At 74.8% G+C, this 17,676-nt stretch carries 16 protein-coding genes; 11 read left to right on the top strand and 5 right to left on the bottom strand.

Annotated elements, in window-relative coordinates; translation table 11 throughout:
- Positions 1-146: 146 nt before the first annotated feature.
- Together ACIQVZ_RS29950 and ACIQVZ_RS29945 are read left to right on the top strand one after the other, a co-directional pair.
- Positions 147-1,082: a (2Fe-2S)-binding protein gene (locus ACIQVZ_RS29950; RefSeq protein ID WP_402454142.1), complete on the top strand. Its 936-nt coding sequence runs from the start codon at positions 147-149 to the stop codon at positions 1,080-1,082.
- Between the two features lie 214 nt (positions 1,083-1,296).
- Entirely contained in the window at positions 1,297-2,355 is a 1,059-nt protein-coding gene (locus ACIQVZ_RS29945) for a DUF2637 domain-containing protein (protein ID WP_402454141.1), read from the top strand.
- A 6-nt stretch (positions 2,356-2,361) separates the two neighbouring features.
- Here ACIQVZ_RS29945 and ACIQVZ_RS29940 read toward each other — a convergent pair whose 3' ends face one another.
- Positions 2,362-4,710 carry a SpoIIE family protein phosphatase gene (locus tag ACIQVZ_RS29940; RefSeq protein ID WP_350881567.1) on the bottom strand — a complete coding sequence of 783 codons (2,349 nt, stop codon included), beginning with the start codon at positions 4,708-4,710 and terminating at the stop codon, positions 2,362-2,364.
- Between the two features lie 400 nt (positions 4,711-5,110).
- Positions 5,111-5,626: an ATP-binding protein gene (locus tag ACIQVZ_RS29935; RefSeq protein WP_350881569.1), complete on the bottom strand. Its 516-nt coding sequence runs from the start codon at positions 5,624-5,626 to the stop codon at positions 5,111-5,113.
- Between the two features lie 542 nt (positions 5,627-6,168).
- Between ACIQVZ_RS29935 and ACIQVZ_RS29930 the strand changes: the two genes are divergently transcribed.
- The 4 genes from ACIQVZ_RS29930 to ACIQVZ_RS29915 all read left to right on the top strand — a co-directional run bounded on the left by ACIQVZ_RS29930 (position 6,169) and on the right by ACIQVZ_RS29915 (position 10,409).
- Positions 6,169-6,879 carry an urease subunit gamma gene (locus tag ACIQVZ_RS29930; RefSeq protein WP_402454240.1) on the top strand — a complete coding sequence of 237 codons (711 nt, stop codon included), beginning with the start codon at positions 6,169-6,171 and terminating at the stop codon, positions 6,877-6,879.
- Positions 6,876-8,591 (top strand): urease subunit alpha, encoded by a 1,716-nt coding sequence (locus ACIQVZ_RS29925; RefSeq protein WP_350881573.1) that lies wholly within the window; start codon positions 6,876-6,878, stop codon positions 8,589-8,591. Before ACIQVZ_RS29930 ends, ACIQVZ_RS29925 begins: the two co-directional genes overlap by 4 nt.
- A 47-nt stretch (positions 8,592-8,638) precedes the next feature.
- A complete protein-coding gene (locus ACIQVZ_RS29920; RefSeq protein WP_402454137.1) occupies positions 8,639-9,685 on the top strand; it encodes an agmatine/peptidylarginine deiminase in 1,047 nt (348 codons plus the stop codon).
- A 124-nt stretch (positions 9,686-9,809) separates the two neighbouring features.
- Complete coding sequence (locus ACIQVZ_RS29915) at positions 9,810-10,409, top strand: TetR/AcrR family transcriptional regulator (protein WP_350881577.1); 600 nt, start codon at positions 9,810-9,812, stop codon at positions 10,407-10,409.
- Positions 10,410-10,455: 46 nt separating this feature from the next.
- On the opposite strand, the gene ACIQVZ_RS29910 is transcribed toward ACIQVZ_RS29915, so the two are convergent.
- Both ACIQVZ_RS29910 and ACIQVZ_RS29905 read right to left on the bottom strand, forming a co-directional pair.
- Positions 10,456-11,103 (bottom strand): response regulator, encoded by a 648-nt coding sequence (locus ACIQVZ_RS29910; protein ID WP_402454134.1) that lies wholly within the window; start codon positions 11,101-11,103, stop codon positions 10,456-10,458.
- Positions 11,088-12,368 (bottom strand): sensor histidine kinase, encoded by a 1,281-nt coding sequence (locus tag ACIQVZ_RS29905; protein WP_402454132.1) that lies wholly within the window; start codon positions 12,366-12,368, stop codon positions 11,088-11,090. The genes ACIQVZ_RS29910 and ACIQVZ_RS29905 overlap by 16 nt, the downstream gene beginning before the upstream one ends.
- A 147-nt stretch (positions 12,369-12,515) precedes the next feature.
- Between ACIQVZ_RS29905 and ACIQVZ_RS29900 the strand changes: the two genes are divergently transcribed.
- Positions 12,516-13,016, top strand: coding sequence for a hypothetical protein (locus ACIQVZ_RS29900; protein ID WP_402454130.1), 501 nt, complete (start codon positions 12,516-12,518; stop codon positions 13,014-13,016).
- Positions 13,017-13,108: 92 nt separating this feature from the next.
- Here ACIQVZ_RS29900 and ACIQVZ_RS29895 read toward each other — a convergent pair whose 3' ends face one another.
- Entirely contained in the window at positions 13,109-14,635 is a 1,527-nt protein-coding gene (locus ACIQVZ_RS29895) for a hypothetical protein (protein WP_402454127.1), read from the bottom strand.
- Positions 14,636-14,965: 330 nt separating this feature from the next.
- On the opposite strand from ACIQVZ_RS29895, the gene ACIQVZ_RS29890 reads away from it, so the two are divergent.
- The 4 genes from ACIQVZ_RS29890 (at position 14,966) to pth (ending at position 17,670) form a co-directional block, all read left to right on the top strand.
- Complete coding sequence (locus ACIQVZ_RS29890) at positions 14,966-15,478, top strand: hypothetical protein (RefSeq protein WP_402454126.1); 513 nt, start codon at positions 14,966-14,968, stop codon at positions 15,476-15,478.
- A gap of 103 nt (positions 15,479-15,581) precedes the next feature.
- A complete protein-coding gene (locus tag ACIQVZ_RS29885; protein WP_350881589.1) occupies positions 15,582-16,247 on the top strand; it encodes a DUF3105 domain-containing protein in 666 nt (221 codons plus the stop codon).
- Positions 16,248-16,339: 92 nt separating this feature from the next.
- Positions 16,340-16,972: a DUF305 domain-containing protein gene (locus tag ACIQVZ_RS29880; RefSeq protein WP_402454237.1), complete on the top strand. Its 633-nt coding sequence runs from the start codon at positions 16,340-16,342 to the stop codon at positions 16,970-16,972.
- A gap of 98 nt (positions 16,973-17,070) precedes the next feature.
- Complete coding sequence (gene pth / locus ACIQVZ_RS29875; RefSeq protein ID WP_402454234.1) at positions 17,071-17,670, top strand: aminoacyl-tRNA hydrolase; 600 nt, start codon at positions 17,071-17,073, stop codon at positions 17,668-17,670.
- Positions 17,671-17,676 lie beyond the last annotated feature (6 nt).

Below are 17,676 nucleotides of genomic sequence, written 5' to 3'. Positions count from 1 at the left end.
TGAGCAGTACCCCGGCCGGGTTCGCCTTGCCGTTCCCCGGGCACCGCCATGCCCCGGTCCGGCCGGGCCCGGGCGGGCCACCACCCCGACCGGGCACCGCCGGGCGGTCCATGGGCGGTCCCCGGTCGACCCGATGGGGCCCGCCCATGACCGCGAGCAGCACCCGGCCCGGCCCCACGCCGTGCGCCCCCCGCACCACCGAGGCGCACGCCCTCGCCCCCGCACCGGCCGCCACCGCCCCCGGCGCGACCTCGTACCACCGGCTCACCGCGCTCGCCCCCGTCCTGCGGGTGCGCTGCGCCCCGCCCCGCCGCGGCGACGGCTGGATCCCCGCCGCCGACCTGACCACCCGGCCCGAGGCGGTCCGCGAGCTGATCGCCCACGACGCCCGGCAGGGCCTGGCCCGCTACGGGCGGCCGCTGCGCCCGGACGTGGCGGCCGGCTTCGGCCTGCACCGCGTCGTGTGGCCGCTCTCGCTGCTGTTCACGCTGCCGTGGTTCCTGGAGCGCCGGGTCCTGCTGCTCGGCCCGGAGGACGTCTCGGTGCGCCGCGGTGCCGACCGGGTGGAGCTGACGGTCCGCCCGGAGGCGTTCGCCTGCCTGCCGGACGACCCGGCGGGCGGCGCGCCGCAGGCCCGTACGGTGCCGGACGCGAACGCGCTGGCCGCCGAACTGCGGTGCGCGCTGGGCGGGTTCCTGGAGCCGGTGCTGGCCGCCTTCCGGCCCGAGGTGCGGCGCGGGCCGCGGGTGCTGTGGGCGATGGCCACGGACGCGGCGGTGGAGGGGCTCTGGTACGCCGGCGGGCTGCTCGGGGAGCAGGAGCGGGCGCGCGCCGAGCTGTCCGCGCTGCTGGAGCCCCCGCAGGCGGGCGGCGCGGCGGCGGCACCGGCGTGCGCGCCCGGCGTGACCGGCGGCCCCGCTCCGGCCCCATCCCCCTTCACCCCGGGTGCCGGGTTCGCCGCGCCGGCGCCCGGGGGCGGGGATGCTTCGGGCACCGACCGGGCCCGGGCCAGCTGCTGCCTCGTGTACACCGCCCAACCGGAGGACATCTGCGGCGGCTGCCCCCGCGTCATGCGGGGTTGACGAAAATACGTGCGAGGCCGGATCCGGAAAGCCCGGAATTCCGGGAATAAACCGCTTCAAATGCATAAGAAAATGCGATTGTCGCGGGGTCAGAAATCCCTCTACTCAGCGCATTGGCACCGAATCGGCCATTCCCCCGCCGAGCGTCCGCCATGATGGTCCCCGCCATCACGACGCAGGAACGCGACGCAGGAAAGCGAGGCTGGTTCCGGCGATGAAATTGTCCGACATACCGCTCGGCTGGGCCGTCACCGGAGGTGCGGGGCTGCTGGTCAGCGCGCTCCTGGTGGCCCTGGTCCGGAGCCGGGGATCCGCCGCCGCCGGAGGGCCGGATTCCTGGGAGCGTTCCGAGGAACGGCGCCGCCGCAAGGAATCCCTGTACGGCGGCGCCTCGTACACGCTGCTGTTCTGCTGCGCCGGTGTCGCCGCCGCGCTGTCCTTCCACGGGCTGGTCGGCTTCGGGGTGCAGAACCTCGGGCTGTCCGGCGGCTGGGAGTACCTCGTGCCGTTCGGCCTCGACGGCGCCGCGATGTTCTGCTCGGTGCTCGCCGTCCGCGAGGCCAGCCACGGCGACGCCGCGCTCGGCTCCCGGCTGCTGGTCTGGCTGTTCGCCGGCGCCTCGGCCTGGTTCAACTGGGTGCACGCCCCGCGCGGCTTCGGCCATGCGGGCGCCCCGCAGTTCTTCTCCGGCATGTCCCTCTCGGCGGCCATCCTGTTCGACCGGGCGCTCAAGCAGACCCGCCGGGCCGCGCTGCGCGAGCAGGGGCTCGTCCCCCGCCCGCTGCCGCAGATCCGCATCGTGCGCTGGCTGCGCGCCCCGCGCGAGACCTACGCGGCCTGGTCGCTGATGCTCCTGGAAGGCGTTCGCAGCCTCGACGAGGCGGTGGACGAGGTCCGCGAGGACAAGCGGGAGAGGGCCGTAGAGCGCGAGCGCCGCAGGCTGGCCGGCCGCCGTGAGCGGGCGGAGATCCGGGCGATCAGCCGCAGCAACAACGCCTGGCGCGGACGCGGCGGCGGCGCACGGCAGTTGGAGTCCGGCTCGGAACCCGCCATAGCCGGCGGCCCCGCGGCGGAGCGGCCCGCCGGGCCGCGCGAGGTCGAGGCCGCCGAGGGCGCGGTGGTGCCCGCCGAGGGCACGGTGGCCCAGCCGGGCCTGCCCGCCCGCCCGGAGCGGCGCACCATCGACCTGACCGTCGACGAGGACACCGTGACGCTGCCCCGGCTGGACTCGCTGGAGCGCAAACTGAAGGACCTGGAGCAGCAGTTCGGGTAGCCGGATTCAGGCTGCGGGCGTGCCGCTGAGCTCGAACCACATCCGCTTGCCGGACCCGCGCGGCTCCACGCCCCAGGCGTCCGCCAGCGCCTCGACGAGCATCAGCCCGCGCCCGGAGGAGGCCTGCTCCCCCGGGGTCCGGCGGGTCGGCCACAGGTCCGACTCGTCCTCCACCTCGACCCGCAGCCGGGCCCGTCCGCCGTCCGCGGCGGGCTCCCGGTAGAGCCGGGCGGTGAACATGGCGTCCCGGTCGGTGTGCCGGATGGCGTTGGTGACCAGTTCGGAGGAGAGCAGTTCGGCGGTGTCGATGAACTCGGCGACGCCCCAGCGGCGCAGCGCGTCGCGCAGCTCCGCCCGGACCTCGGCGATCCGCGCCAGGTCGGCCTGGCCGATCCGGCGGCGCAGCTGCTGGGCGGCCAGGCCGCCGGCCGGACCGTCCCAGCGCAGGAGCAGCAGCGCTATGTCGTCCTCGCGCTCGCTGGAGTCGGCGGCCTGGGAGGCGATCCGGTCGGCCAGGTCCTCCAGCGGGTCGCGGGCCGACTCCTCGGCGGGCGGCAGCGGGCGGGCGAACGCCCGGGTGAGTCGGGCGATGCCCTCGTCCAGGTCCATGCCGCGCGCCTCGACCAGGCCGTCGGTACAGAGCAGCACCGTCTCGCCCGGGTCCAGGCTGAACCGGGTGACCCGGTACTCCTGGTCCGGGTCGATGCCCAGCGGCAGCCCGCCGGCCACCGGCACCACGGCGGCGGTGCCGTCCGCCCGGCGCACCACCGGGTCGAGGTGGCCGGCCCGGACGGCGTAGACCACGCCGTAGTCCACGTTGACCTCGGCGTAGGCGCAGGTCGCGAAGTGGTCGGTGTCCAGGTCGGCGAGGAAGCGGGAGGCGCGGGCCATCACCGCGGCCGGCGGGTGCCCCTCGGCCGCGTAGGCGCGCAGCGCGATCCGCAGCTGGCCCATGATCCCGGCGGCGTGCACGTCGTGGCCCTGGACGTCCCCGATCACCAGGCCGACGTGCCCACCCGGCAGCGGCACCACGTCGTACCAGTCGCCGCCGATCTGCAGGCCGGAACCGGCCGCCAGGTAGCGCACGGCGGTCGTCACCCCCGGCACCGACGGCACGGTGCGCGGCAGCATCACCCGCTGGAGGCCGGCCGCCAGTTCGTGCTCGGCGTCGTGCAGCCGGGCCCGGGCCAGGGACTGGGCGACCAGCCCGCCCAGGGTGGACAGCAGGGTGCGCTCGTCCGCGTCCAGCTCGCGCTCGTCGTCGAAGCTGACCACGCAGACGCCGATCGCCCGCCCGCTGGCCACCAGCGGCAGGAACGCCCAGGAGCCGCGCCCGGTACGGCTGGTCGGCTCCCAGACCTCGGGGTAGGACGCGCGGAACTCCTCGCGGGTCGGGATGAACACCGGCGCCCGGTGGCGCACCGCCTCGGCGGCCGGGTGCCCGGCCGGCAGCACCGTGCGGTCCCAGACCGCCAGCGCCTCGGTCCGGTAGCCGGAGGCGCCGAGCACCTGCGCCCGGCCGGCCTCGAAGGAGGCCAGCACCAGGCCGTCCGGCGGCAGTCCGGGCAGCGGCAGTCCGGTGAACACCCGGGCCACGTCGCGGACGGTGACGGCTTCGGAGAGGGCGCGGGCCGCCTCCTTGATGAACCGGGAGCGCTCCTCGCGCAGCAGGGCCATCCGGTCGGCGCGGTCGCGCTTGTGCAGTTCGACGGTGGCGTCCCAGACGAAGCCCACCATCCGCGAGGCCCGGCCGAAGGCGTCCGCGAGCACCCGGCCGCGGAAGCGCACCGCGCGCATGGTGCCGTTGGGCCCGACGGTGCGGTAGTAGGCGCCGCACTGGCCCAGTTCGGCCACCGCGCGCTCGACCCGGCGGCGCACGACCGGCGCGTCCTCGGGGTGCAGCAGGGCCAGGAAGGAACCGGCGGTGCGGTCGAAGCGGCCCTGGTCCATGCTGTCCAGGCCGATGATCGCGCAGGCCCGGTGGTCGCCCTCCAGGATGTCGCGGCGGATGTCCCAGTCGAAGGAGCCGATGCCGTTGGCGGCCATCGCGGGCTCCAGCCAGTCCGGCATGGTGTCCGCGGAGGCGGGCGGCAGGCTGCCGGGGAGCACCGTCGCCAGCCGTCCGGCGGCGAGCGCGGGCGCCGGGCGCGGCACGGGCCGGCGCACCGCCTGCGCGGGCGGCTTCGCCCGGCCCGGCCCGGCCGCAGTGGGGCCGGCGGGGGGCTGGTCGACCGTCACGGGAGCGGGAGCGGCGGGGTTCGGACCGGTGGTGTGGGTGGCGGCTGCCTGCTGCGGTTCGACGGTGGGCGCACCGGGTGGAAGCGCCGGCCCCGGCGACTCGGGCTCAGTGGGCATGCTGCTCCTGCCGCTGCCGTGGCGGACCGTGCCGACCGTCCGGACGGGCCGCGTGGCGGTGTGATGGGTGGTGCTGGATCGGACGGTGTCGACGGGCGGGGTCGGTCGAGGTTCGGTCTCCCCGCTGCTTGCCGCACGTGGACACACATTCCCACCATCCTGTCCAATGTTGGGCCGAGCGGCAATGGCAACGGGCCGGAAATCTTCCGCTCCGCCTTCTGTTCCGGGCATGCTTCGAAGGCGAATGAATCGACGGCGAACCGTGCCGCGGACCGCGCACCCCTTCATGCGCCGCGCCCCGCGCCCGTGCTTCGCGCCCCCTGCTCCGTACTCCGTGCCCGTACCCCGCGCCCGTACCCCGCGCCCGCACCCCGCGCCCGCACCCCGCGCGCGGCCGGGCTCAGGGCATGGCGAGCTCGAACCAGGTGACCTTGCCGTCGCCCCGCAGCTGCACGCCCCACGCGTCCGCGAGCGACTCCACCAGCAGCAGGCCGCGCCCCGAGGTCGCGTACTCGGCGTCCGGATCGCGGCGCCGGCCGGGCAGCCGGGTCGTGCCGTCCTGCACCTCGATGCGCAGCCGGTGGTCCGACCCGAGCACCGCGTCGAACACCGCGCCCTTGCCGGTGTGCAGCAGCGCGTTGGTCACCAGCTCGGAGGAGAGCAGTTCGGCGGTGTCCGACAGCTCGGGCACCCCCCAGTGGCTGAGCGCCGTCCGCAGCCGCCGGCGGACCGAGCCGACCGCGACCAGGTCGGCCGGGTCGAGCGTCAGGTGCAGCCGGCGGTGCAGGGCGCAGCCGGGGGCCGAGGTGCCCGGCAGGGTCGTCCCGGTGCCGCCGGCTGCGCCCGGGGCGGGCCCGGACCGGTAGGCGTCACCCGAACTCGTCCGCTGCCGCGGGAATCGCGACTGACCGTCCATCAACACATGCCCCCGCCCTCGAATCCGGGCCCCCGCCTCCGGATCCCCCGCCGGCCGGGTGGCCCCCACGTTCTGACCACCCATCCTCATGCCCAGTTGACGGCGTTTGCAACAGTGTGCGTCCGATCACGTGGGGTGAAAGGGGCACGGGGAGGTTCACGTGATCCAACTGCCCGCGCCGGACAGGTTTGCGAAGCGCAGAGCCTGTTTTCGAGCCCGCCCCCGCTCGATCCCGCGCACACCCGGCGCCCGGGCACCGGCCCGCGCCGCCCTCCCGCTCCCTGTCGCACCCCGCCGCGCGCCGGGCCCCGTCCCGCTCCGCGCGCCCGGCGCACCCCGGCCGCGCACCCTCCCCTCCCGGGCTGCGCCCCCGCCGCCGCGGGGCTTCACCCCCGCCGCGCGCCCGGCGAGCCGAACCCCTGCGGACCGGCAACGCTGGACACGGCGGCCCGGTCCGGGTTCAATGGCCCGAGATGTTTGAACGACGTTCTAACATCGCCCCGAAAGCCGACCCCCTCCCCGGCGACCGCGAGCGAGGAACCGTGCGACTGACCCCCACCGAGCGGGACCGGCTGCTGATCTTCACAGCAGCCGAACTGGCCCGCGCCCGCCGCGCCCGGGGCGTACGCCTCAACATCCCCGAGGCCACCGCCCTGATCGCGGACACCGTCTGCGAGGCCGCCCGCGACGGCCGGCGCCTGGCCGAGGCCATCGAGGCCGGCCGCAGCGTGCTCACCGCCGACGACGTGCTGCCCGGCGTGCCGGACGTCGTCACCGTCGTCCAGGTCGAGGCCGTCTTCGACGACGGCACCCGCCTGGCCGTCGTCAACGACCCCTTCCGGGGCGCCGGCTCGCTCGGCGACGAGGCCCCCGGCGGCGCGCTGCCCGGCGACGGCGCCGGCTACGACCCGGTCGAGGAGACGGTGCTGCTGCCCGTCCACAACACCTCCCAGGTGCCGATCTCGGTCACCTCGCACTTCCACTTCTTCGAGGCCAACCCACGCCTCGCCTTCGACCGCGCCGCCGCCTACGGCACCCACCTGGCCGTCCCGGCCGGCTCCTCGGTGCGCTTCGACCCCGGCGCCACCGTCCAGGTCGGCCTGGTGCCGATCGGCGGCGAACGCGTCGCGATCGGCTTCGCCGGCCTGGTCGACGGACCGCTGGACGCCCCCGGCGCGAAGGACGCCGCCCTGGCCAAGGCCCGCGCGACCGGCTACCTGACCACCTTCGACGACGCCGAGGTGCCGTCATGACGTCCATCACCCCCCACGACTACATCTCGGTGCACGGCCCCCGGGCCGGCGACCGGATCCGGCTCGGCGACTCCGGCCTGATCGTCCGGGTCGAGTCCGACTCCCAGGCCCCCGGCGAGGAGTTCCTGGCCGGCTTCGGCAAGACCGCCCGCGACGGACTGCACCTCAAGGCCGCCGCCGTCCGCGACACCTGCGACGTGGTGATCAGCAACGTCCTGGTGATCGACGCCGTCCAGGGCATCCGCAAGACCTCGATCGGCCTGATCGGCGGCCGGATCGCCTCGATCGGGCGGGCCGGCAACCCCGACACCCTCGACGGCGTGGACGTCGTCGTCGGCACCGGCACCACCATCGTCTCCGGCGAGGGCATGATCGCCACCGCCGGCTCCATCGACACCCACGTCCACCTGCTCTCGCCGCGGATCATGGAGGCCTCCCTCGCCTCCGGCGTCACCACGATCATCGGCCAGGAGTTCGGCCCGGTCTGGGGCGTCGGCGTCAACTCCCCGTGGGCGCTGCGCCACGCCTTCAACGCCTTCGACGCCTGGCCCGTCAACATCGGCTTCCTGGGCCGCGGTTCGTCCTCCGACGCGGCCCCGCTCGTCGAGGCGCTGGCCGAGGGCGGCGCCTCCGGCTTCAAGGTCCACGAGGACATGGGCGCCCACACCCGCGCCCTGGACACCGCGCTGCGCGTCGCCGAGGAGTACGACGTCCAGGTCGCCCTGCACACCGACGGCCTGAACGAGTGCCTGTCGGTGGAGGACACGCTCAAGGTGCTGGAAGGGCGGACGATCCACGCCTTCCACATCGAGGGCTGCGGCGGCGGACACGTCCCCAACGTGCTGAAGATGGCGGGCGTGCCCAACGTCATCGGCTCCTCCACCAACCCCACCCTGCCGTTCGGCCGCGACGCGCTCGGCGAGCACTTCGGCATGATCGTCTCCGCCCACGACCTCAAGACCGACCTGCCCGGCGACGCCGCCATGGCCCGCGACCGCATCCGCGCCGGCACCATGGGCGCCGAGGACGTCCTGCACGACCTCGGCGTCATCGGCATCACCTCCTCCGACGCCCAGGGCATGGGCCGCGCCGGCGAGACCGTCCGCCGCACCTTCGCCATGGCCGGCAAGATGAAGGCCGAACTCGGCCCCCTGGACGGTGGCTACGGCACCACCGAGGCCGGCGACGACAACGAGCGCGTCCTGCGCTACATCGCCAAGCTCACCATCAACCCCGCCATCGCCCACGGCCTCGCCCACGAGGTCGGCTCCATCGAGGTCGGCAAACTCGCCGACATCGTGCTGTGGCGCCCCGACCACTTCGGCGCCAAGCCCCAGCTGGTCCTGAAGGCCGGATTCCCCGCCTACGGCGTGGTCGGCGACCCCAACGCCTCCACCGACACCTGCGAACCCCTCGTCCTCGGACCGCAGTTCGGAGCCCACGGCGCCACCGCCGCCGACATCTCGGTCGCCTTCGTCGCCCAGGCCGCCGCCGACGGCGCCTACCTCGACCGCCCCGCCGACGGGCTGCCCACCCGCCGCCGCCGCGTCGGCGTCCGCAACACCCGCGGCATCGGCCCCCGCGACATGGTCCGCAACGCCCGGATCGGCCGCGTCGACGTCACCCAGACCGGCCTGGTCTCGCTGGACGGCGAACCGCTGCGCTCCGAGCCCGCGGACAGCGTCTCGCTCAGCCGTCTCTACTTCCTCTGACACCTCCGCCGACACCTCCGCCGAACGCCTCCCCCTAGGACTCCCGGATGACCACCCCCACGCCCGCCTCCCTCGGCTACCGGATGCCCGCCGAGTGGCACCCGCACGACCGCACCTGGATGGCCTTCCCCACCGCCAACCCCACCTTCGACACCCCCGAGAACCTGCACGCGGGCCGCGAGGCCTGGGCCGCCGTCGCCAACACCATCGTCCGGTACGAGCCGGTCACGCTGGTCGTCAACACCGGCGAGACCGCGGACGCCCGCCGGTACGTCTCCGAGCAGGTGGAGATCGTCGAGCGCCCGCTCGACGACGCCTGGATGCGCGACATCGGCCCGTCCTTCCTGATCGACGGCAAGGGCTCGCTGGCCGCCACCGACTGGATCTTCAACGGCTGGGGCGCCCAGTCCTGGGCCCGCTGGGACCACGACCAGCACATCGCCGAGCACATCAGCGAACTGACGGGCGTCCAGCGCTTCGCCTCCCGGCTGATCAACGAGGGCGGCGGCATCCACGTCGACGGCGAGGGCACCGTCCTGGTCACCGAGACCGTCCAGCTCGGCGAGGGCCGCAACGCGGACTGGACCAAGGAGGAGGTCGAGGCCGAGCTGCACGCCTTCCTCGGCACCACCAAGGCGATCTGGCTGCCGCGCGGACTCACCCGCGACTACGACGAGTTCGGCACCCGCGGGCACATCGACATCGTCGCCTCCTTCGTGCGCCCCGGCGTCGTCGTCGCCCACGTCCAGCCGGACCCCGCCCACCCCGACCACGCGGTCTGCCAGGAGCTCGTCGCCATCCTGCGCGCCGCCACCGACGCCCGGGGCCGGTCCCTGGAGATCATCGAACTGGCCGCCCCCACCGTCCTGCTGGACGAGGACGGCGAACCGGTCGACTACTCCTACATCAACCACTACGTGGCCAACGACGCCGTGATCCTGTGCGCCTTCGACGACCCGCGCGACCAGGAGGCCGCCGCCGTCCTCGGCCGCGCCTACCCGGGCCGCACCGTCGAACTCGTCGACGCCCGCGAGATCTTCGCCAACGGCGGCGGTATCCACTGCATCACCCAGCAGCAGCCGAAGTCCGCCTGACCCCAGGCCACTCGGGGAACCCGGGCCGCCTTGGGCACCCGGGCCACCCGGCTGCCGGGGCGGGGGCACCTCCCCCGCCCCGGCAGCCTTCCGACCCCCGCACCACCGAGGGAGCGCACCGCACATGGCCGACCCCCGCCCGCGCCGGCCGGCGCGCCCCCGCGAGGAGGTCTTCGCCACCGCCCGGGCCGCGATCGCCGAACACGGACTCGCCAAACTCACCATGGCCGGGCTCGGCAAACAGCTCCAGATGAGCGCCGGACACCTGCTCTACTACTTCGGCAGCAAGGACCAGCTGCTGCTGGAAACCCTCCGCTGGAGCGAGGACCAGCTCGGCGCCCGGCGCCGCGACGCCCTCGCCGACCGCTCCCGCGACCCCTGGCAGCGGCTCGACGCCTACCTGCGCCTCTACCTGCCCGACGGGGCGGGCGATCCGCGCTGGATCCTGTGGGTCGAGGTGTGGGGGCGCTCCCCCGCCAGCGCCGAGATCCGCCAGGGCCAGCAGGAGATCGAGGCGCCCTGGCAGGCCGACCTGGTCGCCCTCATCGAGGAGGGCACCGCCACCGGCCACTTCACCCCCGGGCCCGCCGCCGACCGGGCCACCCAGATCCGCGCCCTCCTCGACGGCCTGGCCGTCCCCCTCGCCATCGGCCTCCCCGGCACCCACCGCCCCGCCGCCCTCACCCAGGCCACCGCCGTCACCGCGATCCTCCTGCGCACCTGACCCCCGGAGGCCGCGGCGGGGTGGACAGGCCGGGCGGTCCGTCAGGCTACGACTTGTTCAGGTACGTGAGGACGGCGCGGACGCGGCGGTTGGTGTCGTCGTCGTCGGTGATGCCGAGCTTGCCGAACATCGCGGTGGTGTACTTGCCGATGGCGCTCTCGCTCAGGAAGAGCCGACGGCCGATGGCCTGGTTGGAGAGCCCCTCGGCCATCAACCCCAGCACGGCGTACTCGCGTTCGGTGAGCCGTTCGAGCCCCCGGTTCGGTGGCGTGTTGGACAGCAGTCTCGCGATGACGGCCGGATCCATGGCCGTCCCGCCGTCCGCGACGCGCTCCAGGGCGCCGATGAACTGGTCGGCGTCGAACACGCTCTCCTTGAGGAGGTAGCCGACGCCGCCGGAGCCGTCCGCCAGGAGCTCCCGCGCGTACAACTGCTCGACGTGCTGGGAGAGGATGAGGACCGGCAGCCCGGGTATCTCGCCGCGGGCGGCGAGGGCCGCCCGCAGCCCCTCGTCCGACTGGGTCGGCGGCATGCGGACGTCGATGACGGACACGTCCGGGCGCCACCTGCGCAACGCGTCGAGCGTCTCGGGCCCGGTGGCGGCCGTGGCCACCACCTGGTGCCCGCAGGCCTCGATCAGGCGGACCATCCCGTCGCGCAGGAGGTAGAGGTCTTCGGCTACAACGATTCGCATGGCACCGTCATCCTGACACGGGTCGGACCGCCCGGCGGACTGGTGACCTCCAGGGTGCCGTCGAAGGCCGCCAGCCGGCGGCGCAGGCCCGCCAACCCGCCGCCGGCCCGGACGTCCGCCCCGCCCCGGCCGTCGTCCTCGACCTCGGCGACGACCGCGGCGGCGACACCGGTGCCGTCCCGCGTGAGGGAGATCCGCACCCCGGACGCCCCGGCGTGCCGGACGGCGTTGGTCAGCAGCTCGGCGACACCGAAGTAGACGGCGGACTCGATCGGCGCGTCCAGGTGCAGCGGGGCGCCGGCGCTGACGGCCACCTCCAGCGGGACGTCCAGGGCGAGCGCGCGGACGGCGTCGACGAGCCCCCGCTCGCTCAGCACCGGCGGGCTGATCCCCCGGATCAGATCGCGGAGTTCGGCCAGCGAGGCGGTGGCACCGGCCTGCGCGTCCCGCATCAGCGCCCTGGCCTGGTCGGGGTCACGCTCCATCAGCTTCCCGGCGGTCGCCAGGGAGAGCCCGAGCGCGACCAGGCGGGCCTGTGCCCCGTCATGCAGGTCCCGTTCGATCCGGCGGATCTCGGCGGCCTGCGCGACCGTCACGTCCGCGCGCTGGGCGGTCAGTTCCTCGACCCGCTCCGCCAGCGCCATCGCCGGCGACGGGCGCAGGAAGCGGACCGCCACCGGCACGACCGGCCGCCAGGCGTACGGGGCGGAGGCCACGGCCACGACCGCGCCGAGCGCCCCGGCCGGGCCCGCGGCGGATTCCGGCCCGCCGAACCCGAGGACCGCGCGGGCCGCCACGACCGCCCCGGCCGGCGGGAGGCACGCGAGCAGACCGGCGGTGAACGGCGCGATCCCCGTGAACCGCAGGTCTCGCCAGTTCGCCGGATCCCGCCAGCGGACCCTCCAGCGCTGGTCCATCAGCGCGTCCCGGCGGGTGCGCTCGTAGGAGAAACCGTTCCACCAGAACCCGGTGGACATCAGCGTCACCGGCCCGGCCTGCCGGTATCCGGCGGGGATCACCGTGGCGGTCCACCGCGCGACGAGGAAGCGGACGATCCGGCAGACCGGGCGGGGCAGGGCGAGCGTGCCCACGCCCACCAGCACGAACGGCGCCGTCCACGACCACGGGTTGCCCGCCCCCCACCAGACCCCCAGCGCCACGGCCGCGGCCCACACGGCCGGCAGCAGCAGGCAGACGGCCGCCACGACGCACGCCCGCACGAACCCCACCCCGGCGCGCGCCACCCACGAACCCAGCCGTCCCACGTCTCTCCCCTTCCGTACGGTGCTCCCAACTGTGCACCGCGCCGAGCCCGCCACCGCCCCGATCGGCCGGGGAGTGGGGCCGGCCCCACCCACCCGTGGGCCCAGACCGATACCGCCCCGGCGGGGCGGTTCGTAGCGTCGGTGGACATGGACACCAACACGCACCGCACCACCACGCACCGCACGGACACGCACCGCACGGACACGTCCGGCAGCGACCTGCCCGGCGCGCCCGAGGCGGCGCTGCTCCACGACCCCTGTACCCGACGGGCCTTCGGCACGGTGACGGCCTGCGTCAAGGTCTACGGCGCGCTCGGCGCCGTCGGGTTCCTGACGGTCGTCGCGGTGGCGGGCAGCGGCCACCCGGTGAACACGTTCATGTGGGTCCGGGCGGTGCTGCTGCCGGTGGTCGCCGTGCTGCTCCACCGGCTGGCGGTCGCCGCCTCCCGAGGATCCCGCCGGGCCTTCGAACGACTGGGCGCCCTCACCCTCGTCATGCCGATCGCCATCGTCGGCGTCGACCTGATCCCGGGCGTCTGCCCGCCCTGGTACGCCGCCGTGCAGGTCGTCTGCATGCTGCCCGTCCTCCGGGCCGCGGTCACCGTCCGCGGCTCCGCGCTGCGCGCCGCCTTTCCCAAGGCGCGCTGACCGGGCGTCGGGCGCCTGGTGTGCGGTCGGCGTTCGGTCGGTCGGTCGGTCAGTCGGTCGGTCGGTCGGTCGGCCGGTCGGCCGGTCAGTCGTCACTCGGTCCAGACGGCGGCCGCCGTACGGTCGTCGGCGTAGCCCTTGGCGCGGACCTGGACCTGGCGGAGGAAGTCGACGGAGCCGGGCGGATGCGGGTGGGCCCAGTGGGTGGACAGGAAGTGGGCGACGGCCGGCTCGTCGGCGATCGGGCGGGCCAGGCCGGGGGTGCAGAGCAGCAGCACGTCGCCCGGGGTGGCGGGGACCAGCCGGAAGCGGAACGGCCTCGGCTCCTCCGGCGGCTGCTGGCCGTCCGGGTGGTGCAGCAGGCGGGCCGCGTAGGCGTCGATCCAGTGGCCGGAGCGCAACAGGTAGAGCCCGCCCGGACCGACCCCGAAGGCCGCCCGGTGGCCGGCCGCCGGGTCGAGCGACAGCAGCAGGCAGTGCAGCGAGGCCGGGGACGGCATGCCGTCCTCCTCGTCCCCGGGCACGAGCGCGCGCAGCGGGGCGACGGCGCCGGTGGCGAGCCGCTGCAGGCCGTAGCGCAGCCGGTCCCGGGCGCCGTCGCGCAGGTCCGCGGCCAGGCCCTCGCGGCTGCGGCCGACCGCGGCGGCCAGATGGTGGCAGGCCTCGCGGGTGCTGGTGGCGACGGCCTCCGGGGGGAGCGCCTCGTCCGCGGCGGTGCCGGTCCGGTCGATACCGGCGAGCACGGCGAGCAGCAGTCCGTCCGGGCCGTCACCGAACCTGGTGACCAGCAGCGCGTCGCGCCGCGACTCGCCCCGGTAGCGGGCGGAGTCGCCGCGGACGGAGACGGCGCGCAGGACGGACGACCCGTACTGGGCGCCCTCCAGAACGGTGTCCGGCACGAGCGCCCCGAGGACGCCCGGGTCCGCCTCCGGGACGGCGGTCGGCTCCGGGCCGTAGGTCGGCGGGCGCTCGCCGATGTGCGGCACGGTGGGGGCGCCGTCGGCGAGCGGCGAGCGGACGGCCGGACGCGGGTCGGGGACGGTGGCGGTGGCGGTGGCGAGGGTGTCGGGTTCCTCGGTGGCTTGGGGCTCGGACTCGGACTCGGACTCGGGCTCGGGCTCCTCGGCGGCGGCCTCGGGTTCCGGCTCGGGCTCCGGCTCGGGTCGCGGCGCGGGTTCCGGCTCGGGTTGCGGCGCGGGCTCGGGGGTGGGCTTGTCCAGGGAGACCGGTGCGGGGGCGGTGTCGGCTTCGGTTTCCCGGACGTCAGGGGCGATGACCCGCTCCTCGTCCGTCCGCTGGGGTCCGATGACGCCGATCGCGGTGTCGAACCAGTCGTCGATGCTGTCCCGTTCCAGCACCTCGTCCGCTGCCGGCACCGCTGCCGACTCCGGCTCCGGCTCCACGTCCAGCACCGGCTCCGCGTCCAGAACCGGCTCCGGTTCGGCCGTGCGCTGCTGGCCGATGAGACCGACCGCCGTGTCGAACCAGTCGTCGACGCTGCCGTCGCCGGGGTCCGCGTGCGGGGTGTCGGGGAGGGTGCCCGCCGGGCCGTCGTAGACCGTGTCCCACCAGCCGTCGTCCGGCCGGTGCGACTGTGCGGGGGCACCCTGCTTGCTCATCTGGCGGCTCCTGGTCGGTCCGTGGTCGCGCCGCCCCCGGCGGGGCCGGACTCGACGTCATTGTCTCCAAGTGCAACGACGCTGTCCGGGTTTCGGCGACAACCGGTCAGCGCCGGGCCGTTCCCGGCCACCGCGCCCACCTCGGGTTTCACCGAGGAGTCCGCCCCTGCGTCCGCCCCCGGGTTCACCCCCGCGTTCGGTCCCGTTCCGTCCGTGCTTGCCGGATGTGCCCGGAGCAGGGCGTTTCCGGGGTGTTCGGGTCCGGGAGCGGCCGAAAATGGGGGTGGAGGAGGGGCATCGCTTCACTCGTTCGGCTGATTAAATGTGCGCATGACCGCGTCGGCCCCCAGCTCACCTCGACCGGGGAGGGCCGCACCGGCGGGCCGCCCGGCGGGTGTGCTGTGGGTCCTGCTGCTGGTCGCGCTGCTCACGACGCTGCCGTGCGCCGGTCAGTCGAAGGCGGTCGGCGCGCACGCCGCTCCGATGCCGACCACCGTCACCGCCGCCGTCACCACCACCGTCACCGCCGCGACGGTCTCCGGTCACGCCCCGCACGCCGGCCCCGCCGCCAAGGCCTCCGACCAGCGCCAGCGCGCCGGGGAGCAGCGGCACTGGACGTGGTGCACCGCCGACGGCGGGCAGCCGCGCCGTGACAACGGCTGCTCCAGCCACCCGTACTGCGCGCAGGACGCCCAGCTGCCGAACCCGCCGCCGCATCCCCAGCCGGCCGCGTCACCGCTCGCGCCGGCAGCCGAGGCGCTGCCCAGGGTGGTGCCCGCCGGGCTGCTGGACGGTCCGCATCCGGCACCCGATCTACACGAGCTGCAAGTACACCGGTCCTGAGCGGAACCCACCGCCCGGCATCCGCCGGCGGATCCGCCCCTCCCCTTCTTTCAGCTGACCGCCGCGCCTCCAGCAGCGCGCGGCGGGGACAAGGACAACCACCATGGGTTCCGCCTCGAAGCAGTCCGGCAAGCAGTCCGGCAAGCCCGGCCCGACCGACCGCCGCGCCCGGATAGCCGAGCTGCGCGCCGGCGAGCAGCGCCGCGACCGCCGCAACAAGGTCATCGCCTCGGTCGCGGCCGGTGTGCTGGTGATCGGCGCGATCGCCACCGGCACCTGGATCGTCATGGACGCCAACCAGAGCAAGAAGAAGGAGCAGGCCGCCGCCAACGCGGACATCCCGGGCGTGCAGACCTTCGGCGAGCTGAGCCGCACCCACGTCAAGGACAAGGTCAGCTACCCGATGACCCCGCCGGTCGGCGGCGACCACAACGCGATCTGGCTGGACTGCATGGGCCACGTCTACGACCAGCCGGTCGAGAACGAGCGCGCCGTCCACTCGCTGGAGCACGGCGCGGTCTGGGTGACGTACAACGGCAAGGCGACGCCGGACGACATCAAGACCCTGTCCGACAAGGTCAAGACCACCCCGTACTCGCTGATGAGCCCGTACCCGGACGAGAAGGGCACCATCACCCTGAACGCCTGGAGCACCCAGCTGATCGTGGAGAGCGCGAGCGACCCGCGGGTGAACCAGTTCTTCACCAAGTACGTCCAGGGCAAGCAGACCCAGGAGCCGGGCGCCTCCTGCACCATGGGGCAGATGTGACCGCCGACGCGGCGCCGCCCGAGGACGGCTCCGAGCACGCCGCCGAGGAGTTCGCGGACGAGGCCGGGACGCCGCGCCCGGCCCGTCGGCGGCTGTGGTGGCCGGCCGCGCTGGCCGCCGCCCTCGCGCTGGCCCTCGGGGTGCCCGCCCTGGTGGCGAGCGGGACGTCGGCGTCCGGGTCGGCCTCGGTGGCCGTCCCGGCGGACGACTCGCCCGAGGCCGGGTTCGCCCGCGACATGGCGACCCACCACCAGCAGGCGGTGGACCTGTCGTTCATCGTCCGGGACCGCACCGGCGACGACGCGACCCGCACCCTCGCCTTCGACATCATCAACACCCAGGCCAACCAGCGCGGGATGATGATGGGCTGGATCGACCAGTGGGGGCTGCCGCAGCACTCGGCGGCCAAGCCGATGGCGTGGATGAGGATGGGCCACGACTACCAGGCCCACGACGGTTCGCTGATGCCCGGCATGGCCACCAACACCCAACTGGCGAAGCTGCGTTCGCTCAGCGGGCGGGACGCCGAGGTGTACTACCTGCAGCTGATGATCCAGCACCACAAGGGCGGCGTCGAAATGGCCCAGGGCTACGTGGACCTGGCGAAGAACGACGCCGAGAAGCGGCTCGCCCAGTCGATGGTGGTCGCGCAGACCTCGGAGGTTCAGCTGATGACCGACATGCTCACGGAGCGCGGCGCCGCCCCCGGCGTGCCCGAGTCCTGACCCACCCCACTGCGCGTGCCCTCGGACGGCCGGGGCGCGGTCGACGGTCCCGTACCGTGCGTACCGCGCCCCGGCCGTCCCGCGTCCGCGACAAGCCCCTGGAGTTCACGATGACCCCCGCCGCACCCTGGCTGATCGCCGGACTGGGCAACCCCGGCCCGTGGTTCCGGCTGACCCGGCACAACGCCGGCTTCCTGACCGTGGAGCGGCTGGCCGAACGGTACGGCGCGCGGTTCCGGCGGCGCGGGATCGGCGCCCTGGTGGCGGAGATCGAGGTCGACGGCCACCGGGTGCTGCTGGCCAAGCCGCAGTGGTTCATCAACCTGTCCGGCCGGCCGGTGTCCGGCCTGCTGCGGCGTTACGGCGTCCCGGTCGAGCACCTGGTGGTCGTGCAGGACGACCTGGACTTCGCGTTCGGCACCGGACGGCTCAAGCGCGGCGGCGGCCCCGGCGGCCACAACGGCGTGCGCTCGGTGGGCGAGGTGCTCGGCACCCCCGACTTCGTGCGGCTGCGCTTCGGCATCGGGCGCCCCCCGAAGGGGCAGAGCGTCGGCGACTTCGTGCTGAAGAAGTTCTCGGACCACGAACAGGCCGCCCTGCCAGGGGTGTTGGACCGGTGCGCGGACGCGCTGGACACGCTGGTGCGGCGCGGCCTCAACCGGGCCCAGGACGCGCTGAACGTCCGCTCGGAGCCCTAGCGCCAG

The sequence above is a fragment of the Kitasatospora sp. NPDC098663 genome, from assembly GCF_044760075.1.
Lineage (GTDB): Bacteria > Actinomycetota > Actinomycetes > Streptomycetales > Streptomycetaceae > Kitasatospora.
The sequence above is the reverse complement of the archived record's forward strand: the minus strand, read 5'-3'. Positions and strand labels throughout refer to the sequence as shown.

What these genes read in the sequence shown, in the direction of transcription:
- ACIQVZ_RS29950 (WP_402454142.1), top strand. Translation starts at nt 147, where the DNA reads ATGACCGCGAGCAGCACCCGGCCCGGCCCCACGCCGTGCGCCCCCCGC.
- ACIQVZ_RS29945 (WP_402454141.1), top strand. Translation starts at nt 1,297, where the DNA reads ATGAAATTGTCCGACATACCGCTCGGCTGGGCCGTCACCGGAGGTGCG.
- ACIQVZ_RS29940 (WP_350881567.1), bottom strand. Translation starts at nt 4,710, where the DNA reads ATGCCCACTGAGCCCGAGTCGCCGGGGCCGGCGCTTCCACCCGGTGCG.
- ACIQVZ_RS29935 (WP_350881569.1), bottom strand. Translation starts at nt 5,626, where the DNA reads ATGGACGGTCAGTCGCGATTCCCGCGGCAGCGGACGAGTTCGGGTGAC.
- ACIQVZ_RS29925 (WP_350881573.1), top strand. Translation starts at nt 6,876, where the DNA reads ATGACGTCCATCACCCCCCACGACTACATCTCGGTGCACGGCCCCCGG.
- ACIQVZ_RS29920 (WP_402454137.1), top strand. Translation starts at nt 8,639, where the DNA reads ATGACCACCCCCACGCCCGCCTCCCTCGGCTACCGGATGCCCGCCGAG.
- ACIQVZ_RS29915 (WP_350881577.1), top strand. Translation starts at nt 9,810, where the DNA reads ATGGCCGACCCCCGCCCGCGCCGGCCGGCGCGCCCCCGCGAGGAGGTC.
- ACIQVZ_RS29910 (WP_402454134.1), bottom strand. Translation starts at nt 11,103, where the DNA reads ATGCGAATCGTTGTAGCCGAAGACCTCTACCTCCTGCGCGACGGGATG.
- ACIQVZ_RS29900 (WP_402454130.1), top strand. Translation starts at nt 12,516, where the DNA reads ATGGACACCAACACGCACCGCACCACCACGCACCGCACGGACACGCAC.
- ACIQVZ_RS29895 (WP_402454127.1), bottom strand. Translation starts at nt 14,635, where the DNA reads ATGAGCAAGCAGGGTGCCCCCGCACAGTCGCACCGGCCGGACGACGGC.
- ACIQVZ_RS29890 (WP_402454126.1), top strand. Translation starts at nt 14,966, where the DNA reads ATGACCGCGTCGGCCCCCAGCTCACCTCGACCGGGGAGGGCCGCACCG.
- ACIQVZ_RS29885 (WP_350881589.1), top strand. Translation starts at nt 15,582, where the DNA reads ATGGGTTCCGCCTCGAAGCAGTCCGGCAAGCAGTCCGGCAAGCCCGGC.